Source organism: Wolbachia endosymbiont (group A) of Pherbina coryleti (genome assembly GCF_964026875.1).
GTDB classification, from domain to species: domain Bacteria; phylum Pseudomonadota; class Alphaproteobacteria; order Rickettsiales; family Anaplasmataceae; genus Wolbachia; species Wolbachia pipientis.
In genome coordinates, this window is record NZ_OZ034706.1 from 859844 (window position 1) to 877109 (window position 17266).

Annotated in this window: 12 protein-coding genes and 3 pseudogenes; 7 read left to right on the top strand and 8 right to left on the bottom strand. The window is 36.0% G+C overall.

Annotated features, from left to right (window positions below):
- The gene (gene aspS, locus AAGD87_RS04255; RefSeq protein WP_007548818.1) at nt 1–1803 is read right to left on the bottom strand and encodes an aspartate--tRNA ligase; all 1803 of its coding nucleotides are present in this window, start codon (nt 1801–1803) and stop codon (nt 1–3) included.
- A gap of 196 nt (nt 1804–1999) precedes the next feature.
- On the opposite strand from aspS, the gene AAGD87_RS04260 reads away from it, so the two are divergent.
- The 3 genes from AAGD87_RS04260 (at nt 2000) to AAGD87_RS04270 (ending at nt 5451) form a co-directional block, all read left to right on the top strand.
- Nucleotides 2000–2431, top strand: a complete 432-nt coding sequence (locus AAGD87_RS04260) for a hypothetical protein (RefSeq protein WP_338481519.1) — start codon at nt 2000–2002, stop codon at nt 2429–2431.
- 3 nt (nt 2432–2434) lie between these two features.
- Entirely contained in the window at nt 2435–3058 is a 624-nt protein-coding gene (ccmA, locus tag AAGD87_RS04265) for a heme ABC exporter ATP-binding protein CcmA (protein ID WP_182309299.1), read from the top strand.
- A 1097-nt stretch (nt 3059–4155) separates the two neighbouring features.
- Entirely contained in the window at nt 4156–5451 is a 1296-nt protein-coding gene (locus tag AAGD87_RS04270) for a Na+/H+ antiporter NhaC family protein (RefSeq protein WP_264339364.1), read from the top strand.
- Between the two features lie 1001 nt (nt 5452–6452).
- On the opposite strand, the gene AAGD87_RS04275 is transcribed toward AAGD87_RS04270, so the two are convergent.
- The 3 genes from AAGD87_RS04275 to argS all read right to left on the bottom strand — a co-directional run bounded on the left by AAGD87_RS04275 (nt 6453) and on the right by argS (nt 8758).
- Nucleotides 6453–6755: a type II toxin-antitoxin system RelE/ParE family toxin gene (locus tag AAGD87_RS04275; protein WP_341817415.1), complete on the bottom strand. Its 303-nt coding sequence runs from the start codon at nt 6753–6755 to the stop codon at nt 6453–6455.
- Entirely contained in the window at nt 6733–6957 is a 225-nt protein-coding gene (locus AAGD87_RS04280; RefSeq protein WP_010962565.1) for a hypothetical protein, read from the bottom strand. The genes AAGD87_RS04275 and AAGD87_RS04280 overlap by 23 nt, the downstream gene beginning before the upstream one ends.
- A 94-nt stretch (nt 6958–7051) precedes the next feature.
- Complete coding sequence (argS, locus tag AAGD87_RS04285; RefSeq protein ID WP_264339362.1) at nt 7052–8758, bottom strand: arginine--tRNA ligase; 1707 nt, start codon at nt 8756–8758, stop codon at nt 7052–7054.
- Between the two features lie 252 nt (nt 8759–9010).
- Between argS and AAGD87_RS04290 the strand changes: the two are divergent.
- From AAGD87_RS04290 to AAGD87_RS04300, 3 pseudogenes are all read left to right on the top strand, one after another.
- A pseudogene (locus tag AAGD87_RS04290) lies at nt 9011–9705 on the top strand (IS630 family transposase); the annotation flags it as partial.
- Between the two features lie 60 nt (nt 9706–9765).
- Nucleotides 9766–11075, top strand: a pseudogene (locus AAGD87_RS04295) (IS4 family transposase).
- A 13-nt stretch (nt 11076–11088) separates the two neighbouring features.
- Nucleotides 11089–11295 (top strand): annotated as a pseudogene (locus AAGD87_RS04300) (transposase); the annotation flags it as partial.
- A gap of 25 nt (nt 11296–11320) precedes the next feature.
- On the opposite strand, the gene AAGD87_RS04305 reads toward AAGD87_RS04300, so the two are convergent.
- Both AAGD87_RS04305 and AAGD87_RS04310 read right to left on the bottom strand, forming a co-directional pair.
- The gene (locus AAGD87_RS04305; RefSeq protein WP_264723330.1) at nt 11321–11449 is read right to left on the bottom strand and encodes a hypothetical protein; all 129 of its coding nucleotides are present in this window, start codon (nt 11447–11449) and stop codon (nt 11321–11323) included.
- 299 nt (nt 11450–11748) lie between these two features.
- Nucleotides 11749–13455, bottom strand: a complete 1707-nt coding sequence (locus AAGD87_RS04310) for an ABC transporter ATP-binding protein (protein WP_338481526.1) — start codon at nt 13453–13455, stop codon at nt 11749–11751.
- An 811-nt stretch (nt 13456–14266) separates the two neighbouring features.
- Here AAGD87_RS04310 and AAGD87_RS04315 point away from each other — a divergent pair.
- Nucleotides 14267–15130 carry an Rpn family recombination-promoting nuclease/putative transposase gene (locus AAGD87_RS04315; RefSeq protein ID WP_264339357.1) on the top strand — a complete coding sequence of 288 codons (864 nt, stop codon included), beginning with the start codon at nt 14267–14269 and terminating at the stop codon, nt 15128–15130.
- Between the two features lie 281 nt (nt 15131–15411).
- Here the strand turns inward: AAGD87_RS04315 and AAGD87_RS04320 are convergent, their stop codons facing one another.
- Nucleotides 15412–16527: an FtsW/RodA/SpoVE family cell cycle protein gene (locus AAGD87_RS04320; protein WP_264339356.1), complete on the bottom strand. Its 1116-nt coding sequence runs from the start codon at nt 16525–16527 to the stop codon at nt 15412–15414.
- Nucleotides 16524–17240 (bottom strand): bifunctional demethylmenaquinone methyltransferase/2-methoxy-6-polyprenyl-1,4-benzoquinol methylase UbiE, encoded by a 717-nt coding sequence (gene ubiE / locus AAGD87_RS04325; RefSeq protein WP_264339354.1) that lies wholly within the window; start codon nt 17238–17240, stop codon nt 16524–16526. The genes AAGD87_RS04320 and ubiE overlap by 4 nt, the downstream gene beginning before the upstream one ends.
- Nucleotides 17241–17266 lie beyond the last annotated feature (26 nt).

Here is a 17266-nt window from a genome sequence, read left to right on the forward strand (position 1 = left end):
TCATTCAATAACCTTCAAGGATAATTCACGTAAATGCTTATCCTCCACCTTGGAAGGAGCACCCATTAGAACATCTTCACCTTGCTGGTTCATAGGAAAACAGATTACTTCACGAATATTTGGCTCATCAGCAAGCAGCATAACTATTCTATCAACTCCTGGTGCTATTCCACCATGAGGAGGAACACCAAATCTGAATGCACGTACAAGTGCACCGAATCTTGTATCAACTTCTCCCCGGCTATAACCTGCAATGGCAAAAGCTTTATACATGATATCCAGTTTGTTATTACGAATCGCCCCACTTGACAGTTCTATTCCATTGCAAACAAGATCATATTGGTAAGCAAGGATATCCAGTGGATTTTTGTCCTCTAAATCTTTCAGACCACCGTGTGGCATGGAGAATGGGTTATGAAAGAAATCGATTTTTTTACTTTTATCGTCATATACAAAATATGGAAAATCAATGATCCAACAAAACTTGAAGATATTATCATCTATAAGACTGAGTTCTGACCCTAAAAGAGTGCGTACTTTTCCTGCAATGTTTGCCGCCTCATTCTCTTTGTCAGAAGCAAAAAATACACTATCTCCTGGCTCTATGTTTGTTGCTTCTCTTATGTGGTTTAGCCTATTTTCATCAAGAAATTTAGCAATTGGGCCTTTCGCAGTTCCATCTTTATCAAACGTTATATATCCGAGACCCTTAGCACCGAATTCTTTTTGCGCATGTTCTATCTTTTTATCAAAGAAGCTGCGTGGTTCCTCTGCTGTTTTAGGTGCAGGGATGGCTCTCACTACCATACCACGCTCAATATTGCTTTTGAAAATATTGAACCCTGAATCACGAAAAATTTCTGTAACATCGCTGATTAATAGTGGATTGCGCAGATCTGGCTTATCAGAACCATATTTAAGCATTGCTTCTTTATATGTAATACGTGGAAAATCTTTATCAACAGACTTACGAGAAAATTTAGCAAACACTCTATATAAGGTAGACTCAATAATCTGAAAGATGTCTTCTTGAGTTACAAAAGACATTTCAAGATCTAGCTGATAAAACTCTCCCGGAGAACGGTCAGCCCTTGCGTCTTCATCACGAAAACACGGTGCAATTTGGAAATATTTATCAAACCCTGAAACCATGAGCAACTGTTTGAAAATCTGCGGAGCTTGTGGCAATGCATAGAACTTGCCAGGATTTAGCCTGCTTGGCACTAGGTAGTCGCGTGCTCCTTCAGGAGAGGAAGCAGTGAGTATTGGAGTTTGAATCTCTAAAAATCCTCGCTCTATCATGAGCTTGCGGAGCTCTGCAATAATTTGTGAGCGCAAAATAATATTGTTGCGGACTTTTTCACGTCTTAAGTCAAGAAATCGATATTTAAATCTCATGTTTTCTGGGTATTCTTGCTCGCCGGTAATGCTTGCCAATATACTTCTTTCTTCTTTTGCTATTTCTTCATCAAAGTGGAACTCAACTTCCGACTCAACGCGCAAATTGTTGACTATCACCTCGATTTCTCCGGTAGAAATAGAGCTGTTTACCGTATCTTCAGTTCTAGCTTCAACTATTCCTGTAACAGTAATTACACTCTCTAATTTTAAATTTGATATCTCATCAAAAAAGTCTTTGTCATTATTAAATACTAGCTGAGTGATTCCGTAGAAGTCTCTTAAATCAACAAAAATTAGGTTACCATGGTCGCGCTTACGATATAACCATCCAGAAAGGGTAACTTCCTTTTCTACGTCGTTCTTCCTCAGTTCATTGCACGTATGAGTTTTATAGCAGTTCATATTTGTTTTACTTCTAAATTCTTTAAGAAGTATAGAAATAAACCTTATTACATACAAGCCCGTTCGTCAGATATTTGCGCAATTTTCGAAATAGAGCAGTACTGCTTTTATATTGTCTTTACCCGCAAAAAAATTGCACAATTTCTATAATTATGGTATAATAGTAAGGGTATTTTTAATGAATTAGATACAGGAAATGCCACTTACACAGATCATATTATATAGCGTAACATTACTTGCTGTAGCTGCAGTATTTCTCTTTTTGAGAAAAATATACAAAAATCGCATTAGAAAAATCATATTTCCTAGAAAAGTTTTTAAAGAAGAGTGGGAAGAAGACAGAAAATTCAATGAATTGTATCAAAAAAACAAGCAAAAAGAATTGATGAAACAACAGGAAATACTGCGCGAGAAGCAAAAAGATGTGCAAGTTTATAAAGAAGATCCAGAAATAGTTGACATAGCAAAACCGGTAGGTAAATGGACAAAGATGGTTATGATGGGTAATGGTTTAATGAAGCGTTTTGCACAATTGATACATAGCGAAGGCGGACAGAAAGGATTTTGGGAGCTGTTTGTTAAAGCTCAGGCTTCAACTCAAGGTAAACATAAGGGGAAGGGCAGATAATCCATGCTTGAATGTGAAAATTTATCCTGCGCTCGTAATAATAAGGTACTATTTAAGAATCTCAGTTTTAAAGCTGAGCTAAAATCAAAGATTCTAATCACTGGTCCAAATGGTAGTGGTAAAACCAGCTTAATTAGAAGTTTATCTGGACTTTTACCGCCGGTATCAGGCAGTATAAAGCATTGTGGGAAAGACATATATGATGACCCAAAATCTTACATATCTTTTATGGTCTATATAGGGCATAAAAACGCCTGCAAGGACAGCTTAACTGTTGCTCAAAACATAGAATTCTGGGCAGGAATACGAAATACTAGGGAATTGATTATGGCAGCTATTTGTTGTTTGCAGTTGCAACCTGTACTTAATATTAGATATGGCGAACTTTCTGCAGGCTGGAAAAGGAGAGTTGCGCTTGCTCGCCTCTTGATTTCTAATGCAAACGTTTGGCTGATAGATGAACCATTTTGTAATCTTGATAGTGCAACGTGTGAATTAGTGCTGAACTTAATCTCAATACGCTCTGAGCAAAATGGTATAGTAATTATTACAGGGCATAGCTCTACAGAGCAATTGTGTGATTTTACAACGATTGATATACGCGATTTCAATAGACTTCTTGTATAGTTTTTGGCAACAACCGTTAGAAACGAAAAACTTCCTTGACAAGTTTCGCCAGTCCCCGTATCATGAAACTGAAGGTATTCAGTTATCTTCATCTGTGCAGATTAAACAGCAAGAAAACAACGTAGTTGGCGTCTTATTTTTAATTTTTTGCACTATGTGCACCTTATGTCTTCACAACATTTCTAGGTTTTTACCTATATAAGCTGAAACGCGCTTATAAGTCGTTTAAGACAGTATAGTACGCCAATTTGCAGGATTAGAGAGTGACAACTAGCTAACACGGGTTTTCTTTGCCTTTTTTTTCTGCTTAGTAAATTTCTTAAACATTCAAACTAAGGTGAGTTGCATTTAAAAGCAGCTAAATTGCAGTGTTTAAGACTTAAAAAACGCCAATACTGAAAATAGACAATGACTAGGGCTTCTTTTGCCTTTTTTTTTATTTGGTAAATTCCTTAATGTTTATGGCTAAACGACAACCGTCATCCCGCTGCTTGTTAGCGGGATCTAGAGATACCGCGAATGAATCGCGGTATGACGGTTCGCGGTGGCATGACGATAAGCTCGTCATCCCGCTGCTTGTTAGCGGCTAAGGGATACCGCGAAGGGATACTGCGAATGAATCGCGGTATGACGGTTAATTATTCTGCGGAGGTATGACGTAGAGCTCGCGTTAGCTATACTTTTATACTCACCAACTCAGTATCCAATCTGGATCCAAGTAGTCAGCTACTTGGATGACACCCTGTTGAGGCTGCGCTTACACATTCCACTTTCTATGCTCACCAAACAAATTTGCTTACTCGCAGCAAAATTTTCTGGATCCAAGTAGTCAGCTACTCGGATGACATCTTTGTGTTTGAGGCAAAACCAGCTATAACATTTCTTCGCAAACAAATGTTCGTACAGTTGTGCGCGTGATGCTGGAATCTAGACAACAATTAGATCCTATTGTCAAGCAATAAGCTACATGTGCTATTTATTTAGTAGATTAAATATGAAGTTTAAAACTCTGCTATTGACTTCCTGTAGAACTAGTGAAAACCAAACTTGCTTAAAACCACTTAATTAGTTATAGTTATAAGTTTAGGTACAGTAAAATGACAGCTTTTGTCCCCTTGATTATTTTTTTAATCTTGTATCTTGGAAGTGGTGCTTATTTTTCTTTTATCGGAACTGATAATCCACTTCATCAGGTTTCACCAGTAATATGCTTGTTACCAGCACTATTTTTTGCTGTCTCACGTGGTACAAATAAAACTCAGCATAACATCGATACTGTTATCGAGGGCATGGGTGACAAAAATACCCTTACTATGTGTTTAATTTTTTTATTTTCTGGAGCATTTTCTGCAGTTACTCAATCAATTGGTAGCGCAGACACTGTTGCTAATTTAATTCTTAATTTCCTTCCAGCAAGATTACTGCTGCCTGGAGTATTTTTGGCTTCTGCTTTTATTTCAACTGCAATTGGCACATCTATGGGAGTTGTTGCGCTGATGGTACCTATAGCTGTTAATCTGGCAAAAAGTGGAGCTTTTGGTCTCGAAATAGGAACTGCAACTGTAGTAGGTGGTGCCGTGTTTGGCGATAACCTTTCGATGATATCTGATACCACCATTGCATCTGTTTCTTCACAGGAAGCTTCAGCAAAAGATAAACTTAAAATGAACTCTAAAGTTGCACTTATTGCCAGCATTATAACACTCATCTACCTAGCAGTTGCCTCAAATAGTACAAAAATTATTTCTATATCAAATTTAGATTATTATTCTATAATAAAAATTATTCCTTACATTTCTTTAATAATCATGGGGCTGCTTGAAGTCGCCACTTTAGTAACAATAACTATAAACATAATTATTGCTGGTGTGCTAGGAATAACTTTTTTTGACTATGCTATCATTCAATTTCCTCATGACGTGTATGACGGTTTCAAAAAAGTAAACGAAATAGTGATATTTGCTCTATTTATCGGTGGATTGAGCCATATAATGTACAAGCAAGGTCAAAAAGCGTTGCATAAACTCATCGATGAAAGCAATATCACAAAAACTAAAGCTGAATTTGTGATAGCAGGAATTGCGTCTATGTTTACTACCTTAGTTGCCAATAATACCATTGCTATTTTACTAAGTGGTGGCATTGCAAAAAGGCTTGCACAAAAACACAGTATTGCGCCACATCGCAGCGCATACTTATTAGATGTTTTTGCTTGTGCTACAAAAGGTATCTTACCTTATGGTTCCCAACTATTGCTAGCAGGTAGCATCGCCTCTGTATCACCTATTTCTTTATTAACACAGGTATATTATTGCTTTATTCTAGCGGCAGTTACAATAGGCGAAATAATCATCAACAGCAGAAAAGAGAAACATTGTGCGGCTGCAACTTAGAGTTTCTCTTTTTTTACCCATAAGGAACGGAATTACTTGACACCCTTCGCCAACCCCCTTATCATGAAACTGAAGCTATTTATTTATCTTCGCAATCTGTGCAGGTTAATGACAAAAAACTTAGGGTATTTGGCGTCTCATGTTTAATTTTTCGCACTACGTGCATCGCATGTCTTTAAAAATTTTTAGGTTTTTATCTATATAAGCCGAAACGCGCTTACAAAGCGTTTAAGACAGCAAAAAACGTCAAATTGACAAGGGAGAATTTGAATGCTAGCTACTACGGGGTTTCTTTGCCTTTTTTCCTGCTTAGTAAATTTCTTAAACACTTGCGGTGTAGGTTAGTTGCAAGTTAAAAGCAGCTAAATCGCTCTTAATCAAGCGTTTTAGAATAAAAAAAACGCCGGTATTTTAGTACATGGTAAATAGCCAACCACCACGGGGCTTCTTTTGCCTTTTTTTTTATTTGGTAAATTTCTTAAACATTTATAGTTGCAATTTAAGAGCCCGTAAAGGGTGTCATTCCAGTGCCCCTGTGATGTATTCCAGTGCTTGACACTGGAATACAGTTTTCCATATAATCTCATCGAAAATGTTGTAACCACTTTCCATGCTAGTTTGCTTGTTCACAAGCAAACTTTTCTGGATCCCAGTGTCTGGGCACTGGGATGACAAGAGAAGGTACTAGCCTGACACCCTGACAACCGTCATCCCGCTGCTTGTTAGCGGGATCTATGCTAATGCCCTTTTATTCTTTCAATTATGTTATTTCCATTTAAATCTGTCTGTTCCGCAACTTCAGTGAATACAGTTGAATACTCCCTAAAACTGATCGTCATAACTTTACCCTACTTTGAATAATATTTTGATCATTACATATTGTAACAAAAAAAAATCAACTCATTTCTTCTAACGGCTCTATATTAAAGATAGAAAGTCCAGAAGCAATGACGTGTGCTAAGGCTTGGACAAGTTGCAGCGGTGAGATCTTTCTTATATTTTTAATTGTGTAATCTTCTGTGTTTGTAAATGTTTTTTCTATACCCCACTGCAGTAATAAGTACTTTACGTTCTGAATGATTTATGATGTAAATTATACGGTAGTTGCTAACCCTTATCCTATATTGCCCTCTAAAGCTATGACATAAAGGCTTTCCTAGATTAAAAGGATCAACTGTAAGGCGTTTCTTTATGTCCTCCTGAACCATTAATTTAATCTTTGCCGGAAGAGCTGGAATTTCTTTTTCAATAACATTTTTTAAGAATTTTATAGTGTAAGTTTTATTTCCAGATGTTTTCATCATCCTCTACTTCTTCTTCACCTTCAGAGAGGCGATCGTCAGCTATTTTGGATAGCTCTACATCTTCTTCGAACTCTTCTTCCACTAAATCTACTAAAACTTCAGGAATAGTTTTATTTTGAGTCTCTGCCATTTCTGTAAGATACTGAGCCAATTTACTGTCAAAACTTACATTAACATTGAGCTTTTTTTGACTGTGAGCCATATATTAACCAGAAAATACTACTATAAATTATAACATTTTTACTTAATTTTGTCAACTTCTCTATTCGTTGAAAAAACAATCTTGCATAAAAAAATCAACTCATCTCTTCCAAAGGCTCTATATTGAAGATAGAAAGTCCAGAAGCGATGACGTGTGCTAAGGCCTGCACGAGAAACATTCTTGCAGCGGTGAGGTTTAAGTTGTCTTCCAGTATGAAACGCATGTTTAAATCACTCTTGCCATACCCCCATAAAACGTGAAACGCTTCTGCAACTTCAAGTAAGTAGAAAGTAATTCTGTGTGGCTCACAAAGCCTTGCTGCAATTTCTACCACATCTGGCCACTTTGCTAAGGTTTTTATGAGGAAGAGCTCTCCACCTGTCCTTAAAAGTGAAGGATCTGCTGTTGGGAGCTCTTTTGGAGCATTACGCATTAACGAATGAGCACGAGCATGCGCATATTGCACGTAAAAAATAGGGTTGTCTTTTGACTGTTCTTTAACTTTAGCAAAATCAAAGTCCAAGACCATATCATTCTTGCGTGTTAGCATTATAAAACGAGTTATGTCCCTGCCAACTTCTTCCACTACATCTCTTGCTGTTAGGAAGTTTCCTGATCTTTTGGACATCTTAACAGGTTTGCCGTTCTCGAAAAAATTCACAATATTATGCAGTTTTACCTCTATTTTTGCTTGATCATCACTGAGCGCAGAGACGACTGCTTTGAGTCTTTTGACATAACCGCCGTGGTCACTACCAAGCTCTACGATCATATTGTTAAAACCACGCGATATCTTATCAAAATGGTAAGCGATATCCGAGGCAAAATAAGTCCAACTGCCGTCCTCTTTCTTCAATGCACGGTCAACGTCATCACCAAATTTTGTAGAGCGAAATAGCATCTCTTTTCTGGAAGTCCAATTTTCGCTTTCTTTGCCTTTTGGTTTCTCCAGGTACCCTTCATACACTAGACCCTTGTCAGACAATATCTTTATACTCTCTTCAATTTTGCCACTTTTTTGTAGCTCATACTCTGAAGTAAAAACATCATGATTTACTCCAAGTAAGTTCATGTCTTCCTTTATGATTTCTAAGATAGAACTTAAAGTATAGTCTCTAATCACTTGATTATCTTGCTTTTCTAGAAGCTCTGCGCCATATTTTTTGGCCAGCCCAGTCCCTATTGGTTTTAAATATTCACCTGGGTATAAACCTTTTTCGATGCTGATTTTTTCTCCCAGAGCTTCCTTATACCGCAAATATACTGACCGAATTAGCGTATCTATCTGCGCTCCAGCATCATTAATATAGTATTCCTTAGTAACTTTATAACCAACTTTTTTCAATAAATTTGCCAGAACGTCACCAAATACTGCCCCTCTTGCATGACCAATATGCAGTGGACCAGTTGGATTTGCAGATACAAATTCAACATTAATGGCCTGATTGTTCCCTATATCTAGGGTGCCAAACTCTGTTTTTAGCTCATTTATTTGTTTTAAAATCCCATGCCATACTTTTATTTTTAAGTGTATGTTGATGAAACCAGGGCCCGCTATTTCCACTTTTGCAACTTCATCAAAAAGTTCAAATTCTTTGGCTAAAACCTCTGCAATTTCAATGGGATTCTTCTTTTCATGCTTTGCGAGCACCATAGCAACGTTTGTGTAAATGTCTCCATGTGCTCTGTTACTTGGGGGTTCTACGATAAAGTTTGTTGTATCTGTATTTATAATACCCCTTTGCTTCAACTCGTTTAATTTACTCAAAATTAAGGAAGAAGCCCTTTTGAAAATGTTCATCAACTAGAAAAACTATGAAAACCTCCAACAATATAGCGAATAAGTGGGGCTAGTTGAAGGTTTATCTTAACTATTTTATCTTCCTGGATCAGAGTTTATATTAAGTCGTTGCCGTAACCATGGTAAGAGAAAGCCATACCTTCACTGTAACCATCATTACCAGCATCAGGCTCTTCAATATCATCAGTTATAGCTCTTTCCATAAAAGTCCGGATGTGATAGGATAAGGGTAGATGATGATAAGGAGGTTGAATGCCAGCAGCATATAGTTATGATTTAAGAAAAAAAGCAATGGAAGCGCTAGACGAAGGAGAAAGCAGAGAAACAGTGGCAGCAAGATTTAAGATTGGACGAACTACTTTATGGGAGTGGCAGCAAAGAAGAAAAGAAACAGGAGACTTTCAATCAAAAAAACTTGGAAATGGGGGTTACAATCACAAAATTACCGACTGGGATACCTTTGCCAAATTTGCCAGAGAACACGGAGGAAAGACTCTATCGGAAATGGCTAAACTTTGGAACAACGTTAGTATCCAAACGATCTATCGAGCCCTTAAAAAAATTGGATTTACGCGCAAAAAAAGACATATGGATACAAGGAAAGAAACGAAGAAAAACGTGCTGAATTTTTGAAAATTATAGCGACAAAAGAACCTAAAAACTTAGTGTATATAGATGAGTCTGGCATTGATAACACCGAAGACTACCCCTACGGATATTGCCAGAAAGGACAGCGGTTTTATGCCTTAAAATCTGGAAAGAAAACTCAACGAATCAGTATGGTTGCAGCCTTAAGTGGAAGAAAGATAGTTGTTCCGTTAACCTTTGAAGGCCACTGTAATATGGATGTTTTTAATGGATGGTTTGAGCAATTTTTGACACCGATCTTGGAACCTGGACAGACTGTCATTCTTGACCATACGCGTCAAGTTAAGGAAATAAAGGTATGAAAGAGATAGAATAATAAGGTATAAGTTCTCCCAGATATACTTTTAGTGAGAGAACCAATGAATAAAATAACTTGCTTATCAAAAAAGCTCAAAGAATTTTTTAATGAAAAAGCAGAGAAAATCTCAATTACAACAAGGTTTATAAAAAGAAAGAGAAAGCTAAAAGGTTCATCATTCGTAAAAGCCATGGTCTTGGGTAATATAGGAGTTGATAATTGTAGCGTAGAAACAATGTGTCAATTACTAAACGAGGACTCGATAGATATAACAAAACAAGGTTTGGATTTTAGATTTACTGAAGAAGCAGTGGAATTTATGAAAAGGATGTATAATGAATCTGTGATTCTCTTTAAAAATATCTTGCAAGTTGATTGCAAAATCTTACAGCAATTTAATAGTGTTAAATTATTGGACAGTAGCTATATTACTCTACCTAACAGTATGGAAGAGATGTATAAAGGTTATGGTACTAGCTACAGTGGCTATGAAAGCAATACTAAGTCTGGAATAAAGTTACAATTAGTTTTCGACTACATGAATCAGATAATAGACCAACTTAATTTAACGGAGGGGGTAAGATCAGACCAGGGATATAGGAAACATTTAAGTAATATATTAAGCAATGATTTGCTAATATCTGATCTCGGTTATTTTGTGCCAAGTTCTTTTAAACAAATCAATGAAATAGGAGCTTATTTCATAAGTCGTCGATACCAACATATATGATGTAGAAACAAATCAAAAAATGGAGTTATTAGAATGTTGAGAGGATAAGTTATTTTTAGAAAACGAGGTATTGTTAGGAAAAGAAGCAAAAATTAGAGTAAGAATTATATGTCAGAAACTAACTGAAGAACAGTCTATGGGCAGAAGAAGGAAAGCTAATAGATTAGCAAGATCGCAGATCCTCTAAAAGAAATCAAAAATTGTTGAACTGGTCAATATTTATAACTAATGTTCCAGAAAATAAAATTAGTGCTGAGCAAGTATTAACGATTTACAGAGTAAGGTGGCAAATTGAGTTATTATTTAAATTGTATAAAAGCCATATCAGGCTTGATAAGCTAAAAGGAAAGCCATGCAGAGTATTATGTGAACTATATGCTAAATTGTGCGCAATTCTTATATTTCACGGCATAGTTGGTTGCACAGAAGTGAAAAAGAATACAGAACTTAGCTTAACAAAGGCATTTATTGAGCTAAAAAGGCGGGTTAGAGAGTTATTTTTAGTATTAACCAAAATTAATAGTTTAAAAGCATTTCTTAAAAAACTCACTATAACTTGGTCGCGATTTTCATTAAAAGACAAACGTAGAAGGGCTAGAGTATCCACTTTAACCTCTCTAAATTTGCTCACAATCTCTTAACTTGACGCGTATGGTCATTCTTGACAATGCTACTTTTCATAAGTCTGATAAGATTATCGAGCTTGCTAAAGGGGTTGGTGCAGAAATTTTGTATCTGCCGCCTTATTCTCCAGATTTCAACAAAATTGAGCATCATTGGTTTGCTATAAAAAACAGAGCCAGGAAAAACATTCCTCTATTCGAATCCTTTCGTCGTGCTGTTGATTCTGCCTTCCTATGACCTGTTCGGACTATTATGAGAAATGCTATACTACCTGATCTTCAGTTGTGATTTTATCCTTGATCGTCTCATCTACACCCTCATCACTATAAGAAAATTTGTTAGTATATGAATAGCGATTATTGATTTTATCACTATAGTTATGTTTTAACATAGAGACCTCCTATACAGTCAAAATTGGAATTATAGCCTTTCTTATAATAGTCCGAATGCGATAAGATATGTGTTTATGGCTATAGCAGGCCAGTAGCATATTACGGTCTGTTCGGATTATTGTAAAAAGAGCTATACATTAAGATAGAACAAGCTATGAATATAACGTGAATGAAAGAAACTACAGATCACGAAATTTCCGGATAACTATGGAACCATTATAAAATAATAAAATTAAAAATTTAATAATTTTAATTATAAATCTAGCATATCAACTAACGGTATGATTTAAATTTTCTTTCAATTCCACTGTATCTTCGCCAGTTTTGCATACAGCCCGTCTTTACTCATTAGAGAGTCATGAGTTCCTACTTCTTCTACTTTTCCATGATTAATTACTATAATCTTGTCAGTCTTGAGTGCGGTTGATAGCCTGTGTGTAATTACGATTGTTGTTCTGTTTTGCATTAACTTGCTCAATGCTTTTTGCACGAGGTTCTCACTTTTGTAATCAAGGGCAGAGGTTGCTTCATCCAGTATTAAAACCTGAGGATTGTTGAGTATGGCCCTTGCTATTACAATACGTTGTTTTTGTCCTTCAGAAAGTTTTAATCCTCTTTTTCCTACAAATGTATCAAATTTATCAGGCAGCTTATCAATAAATTCCATTGCATAAGCGCTGATGGCTGCTTGCTTTACTTCCTCATATTCGGCACCTGGTTTGCCATATAGTATATTTTCCATTATTGAGCAAGAGAATATCATGTGATCTTGTGGCACTAAGCCAAACAACGATCTGAGGTCATTTAGCGCAATTGACTTAATGTTGTGCCCATCGATAGTAATGCTACCTTTGTTTGGATCATGAAAACGGAGCAGAAGCTTTAAAATGGTGCTTTTACCACTGCCAGATGGTCCAACAATTGATACTGCTTGACCTGCCTCTATAGAAAATGATACGTTATCTAATGCTGGCTTATCAGCATAAAAAAATGTTACACCATTAAACGAAATTCCCTTTTGAACACTACAAATTTTTATAGGATCATCGGGATCTGCTATAGAGCTTTTCATATTTTTAAATTCAAATAAACGCTCTACTATTCCAAGACCTCGTTGTAAATCACTGATATTATCGCTCAAATTATTTATAGCTCCTGCCGCAAGCGCTGAATAAAACACAAATGAGGAGAGTTCTCCAATAGTTATATTATTGCTTAAGACTTCTTTAATACCAAAAAAGAGCAAAACAACTAGTGAACCTATCACACACGTGATAACTAGAGTTACTAAAATAGCACGCAAGAGTACTAATTTTACGTATGATTTTGATACTGAGTTTAAATGTTCCTTAAAACGGATTTTTTCGTTTTCCTCGAGTACAAACGATTTGATAGTCACTATAGATCTAAAATTTTCCTCACTAAATGACGCAAGCTCACTTAATTTATCCTGAGCAAAGCGTGCATAGCTACGCACTTTTTTTCCAAGTGAGGTCATGATAATGAGTAGTATAGGTATTATTGCGGCTGCATACGCAGTTAGTTGTATATTTGTATATAATAACATAGCAACACTGCCAATCAGAATCACAAAATTTCGTAATATGGTTAGTAAGCTGCTGTTTATTATTGATTGCAGCACAGAGGTATCAGTAATTAACGCTGAGATAACATCTTGTACGCCTGTGTTCTCAAAGAAACTTGGTTGCAAGTTAGTGATACTGCTATATAAGTCATATCTGATTCTTGCGATAACTTTCTCGCTGCCAATGCCAATGAAATATAACCGAGTAAATGCAGTGAGAGAAATGGCTAAAACTATAAGTATTGCAACTAATAGTTTGGTAGTAAAATCGTGCTCTGTGCCAGAATCAATTATATTGCTTAAGCCTCTGCCAAAGAGGAGGATCGTTAAGGCTGAAAATAAAACTGCAATAAAAGCTATGACAAAATAGGATAGATTAGGCTTTATATAGTAAAATAACTGCCTAATATTAGATCGCATCTTATTTTAAAGTTTCTAAAGTTAAGTATATAGATTTTAGTTTCAGGGGAAAGGGGAAAGGTGTAGTATGAAGCAATTTAGGTTCTGCAGCTGTTATAGTCCACCAAGAAAGGGTAGTAGCCCGCAGAAACGAAAAACTTGCTTGACAAACTCCGCCAGTCCTCTTATCATGGTATTGAAGGTATTCAGTTATCTTCATCTGTGCAGATTAAACAGCAAGAAAACAACGTAGTTGGCGTCTTATTTTTAATTTTTTGCACTATGTGCACCTTATGTCTTCACAACATTTCTAGGTTTTTACCTATATAAGCTGAAATGCGCTTATAAGTCGTTTAAGACAGTATAGTACGCCAATTTGCAGGATTAGAGAGTGACAATTAGCTAACACGGGGTTTCTTTTGCCTTTTTTTCTGCTTAGTAAATTTCTTAAACATTTAAACTAAGGTGAGTTGCATTTAAAAGCAGCTAAATTGCAGTGTTTAAGACTTAAAAAACGCCAATACTGAAAATAGACAATGACTAGGGCTTCTTTTGCCTTTTTTTTCGTTTGGTAAATTTCTTAAGTATTTATGGCTAAACGACAATCGTCATCCCGCTACGTGTTAGCGGGATCTATGTTAAGGTATGACGGTTAAGTAAGGGATCTATGTTAAGAGATACCGCGGCGGTATGACGGTTCGTGGCGGCGTGACGATAACCTCGTCATCCCGCTACGTGTTAGCGCCACGGCGGTATAGCTATACTTAAAAATATGGTTGAATAGTTGTTAATAATAGTGTATAATTATTAATCTTTTCTCAGTATTTTTACTATGGCTCTTTCTAAATTTCTCGATCCAAAGTTAGATTTAACATTTAAGAAAATCTTTGGCACTGAAAAAAATAAGAATATTCTTATCCATTTTTTAAACGATATTTTAGGATGTACTGAAGTCAACACTATACAAGAAGTAGAATTCTTAAGCACCATTATGGACCCTGAAATTGCTTCTGATAAACAAAGCATTGTTGATGTTCTTTGCAGAGATTCTAGTGGGAACAGGTATATAATTGAGATGCAGCTCGCTCGTGATAAAGGCTTTGAAAAACGCGCACAACTTTATGCTGCTAAGGCTTACTCAAGACAAGCTGATAAATCTGGTAAATACGTTGATTTAAAGAAGATTTTCTTTATCGCGATTTCAAATTGTACCTTATTCCCTGATAAGCTTGACTATATATCTAGCCATACCATAAGAGATGAAAAAACCAATGAGCATGACTTAAAAGATTTTCAATTTATCTTCATAGAGCTGCCAAAATTTCCTAAGAGTAGAGAAGAACAACTAGAAAGTGTAGTAGACCGTTGGCTATTTTTTTTCAAATATGCAGATGAAACAACGGACGAAGATCTCAGAAAAATTGCGGAAAAATCACCAATAATAAAGCTAGCATATGATGAATTAGATAAGTTTCACTGGAATGAAAAAGATCTAATAACTTATGAAGAAAGAATAATGGATCTGCGCAAAGAAGAAGCCATTCTTGAATACAGACTTGATCTTGCTAAAGAGGAAGGTAGAAAAGAGAGGGAAATTGAAGTCGCAAAGAATCTACTTAAAGCAGGTGTTTCTTTTAATATTATAGCTCAAACTACTGGTCTTTCTATGAGTGAGATCAAAGAATTGCAGAATTAAGTGTGAATGGTTACGAAAAATATAAGTTTTTGCGATAAACGACATAGTGATGTATTTGTTGTTCAGCATGTCAGTGGAATATTTTCTGGTATCTGTTCAGATGCATGGCTAATGCTGAAACAAAAATTCCAGTGCTCCTTTTTTTGTCATCCCAGTGTCAGCTACTTGCATGACACCCATTTGTTCCTATAGTTGCTTTTCTCGTCTACCTTATTTTGCCACTCATCTGAACAGATACCCATTTTGGAGGGATACCAATAATAGTTGTGAGCGGTACAAGTTTAGTCCATATACCTTCCAAGCATAACACGCTCACGAAACTTTAATGCGATAGCTTGGTTTCTACTGAAAGACAGCATTATGCCAAGTGCGATGCTCGAAGATAAAAGAGAAGAACCACCATAGCTAAGTAACGGCAGGGTTATGCCGGTGGTTGGAAAAACACTCAATGTTACCCCTATGTTTATTATGAATTGTGTGATGAATTGAATTGAGATACCGAGAATCACCAACAGATTAAATAATTCATTTTCCCTATATGCAATGTAAAGCAAGCGGGCGGAAATGATGCCAAATAACATCAATGTGGCTAAGCACGTAATCAAACCAAATTCTTCTGCTAAAACAGAAAACACAAAATCTGTATGGCAATCAGGAAGAGAGGCTTTTACGCTACCTTCACCAGGCCCAACTCCAGTTAATTGACCTCTTTTGAATGCTTCTAATGATTTTGTGACTTGAAAGTTATCGCGCTGCGTAAAAAAGACAAAATTGTAAATCCTTTGCTTTATATGTGGGAGGCATAAGTAAGCTATTGTAGTTCCAGTTGTGGCCATTCCTATTATGCATAGAAAGTATAAAAATGGTATACATGCAATAAACATTTGACCGATAAAAGAATATGTTAAAAGCATAGACATACTGAAATCAGGTTGCAAAAGTAACAACACAAAAACTAACAGAAATATTATGATTGATATGTGTATTTTAAACTTCATTTCGCTGGCCAAGATACTAGCTATAACAACAGAAAAAAATGGCCTTACGAACTCAGATGGTTGAACTGAAATTTTGACAATATGTAACCATCGTTTCGCACCTTTTACCTCTATACCAAGTATTATCGCAATTGCTACTAGAATAGTAAATAAAATGAAACCTGCGAACGAGAGGTTAAGTATAGTTCTTGTGTTGAGAAAAGAAAATGTCACCAAGGTAATTAGTGACAGGACTATATAAATTGTGTGACGCCGTATAAAATAATCTTGTGGTAAAGAAAGACGCTGCGCAATTACAGGGCTTGCTGAATAAACAAGAATGAAGCTTATAGTGAGCAAAAAAAACACTGGAAGGATGAGATAATAATCCAGCGTTCTATACCAGAGTTTAATATTCATTTTGTTCCAATGTGTAATGCCACTATTCCATAGCTCATATTATGAAACTCAACATTCTTAAAACCTACCTCTTCAATCTCCATTTTAAAATCAGCCTGAGTTGGAAATTCTCTGATGCTCTTCACTAAATATTCATAAGAACTCTTGTCTTTAGCAACTATGCTGCCAATTTTAGGAATTACTTTAAATGAATATAAGTCATAAAGTTTGGTAAATATCTCATTTTGATAGTGCATAGGGGCAAATTCTAAGCAGATAAATTTTCCATGTGGTTTTAATACCCTGTGCGCCTCATTTAAAGCCTTCTTACGGTCAGAAACATTTCGAATGCCAAAAGCTATTGTGCAATAATCAAATTCGGAGTCTTCAAATGGTAAACTTTCTGCGTTCGCACATACCCAATCAAAATTAATTTGGTTTGAATTTATAGCTTTATCACGTCCTCTGCTTAGCATGTTTTGATTTATATCGCATACTGTAACCTTAGCACTTGGCTCTTTTCTTACTACTCTTATTGCTATATCTCCAGTTCCTCCAGCAACATCTAAAACCTTAGAGTTTTTTGTAAAATGCACACTATTTACCATCCTATCTTTCCATAATCTGTGCATTCCGAGGCTCATTATATCATTCATGGTGTCATAGCGATTTGCCACGGAGTCGAATACCTCTTTAACTAATTGTGATTTCTTCTCGATTTTTATAGTAGACATTACGTAAAAACTCCTTTATAATTAGT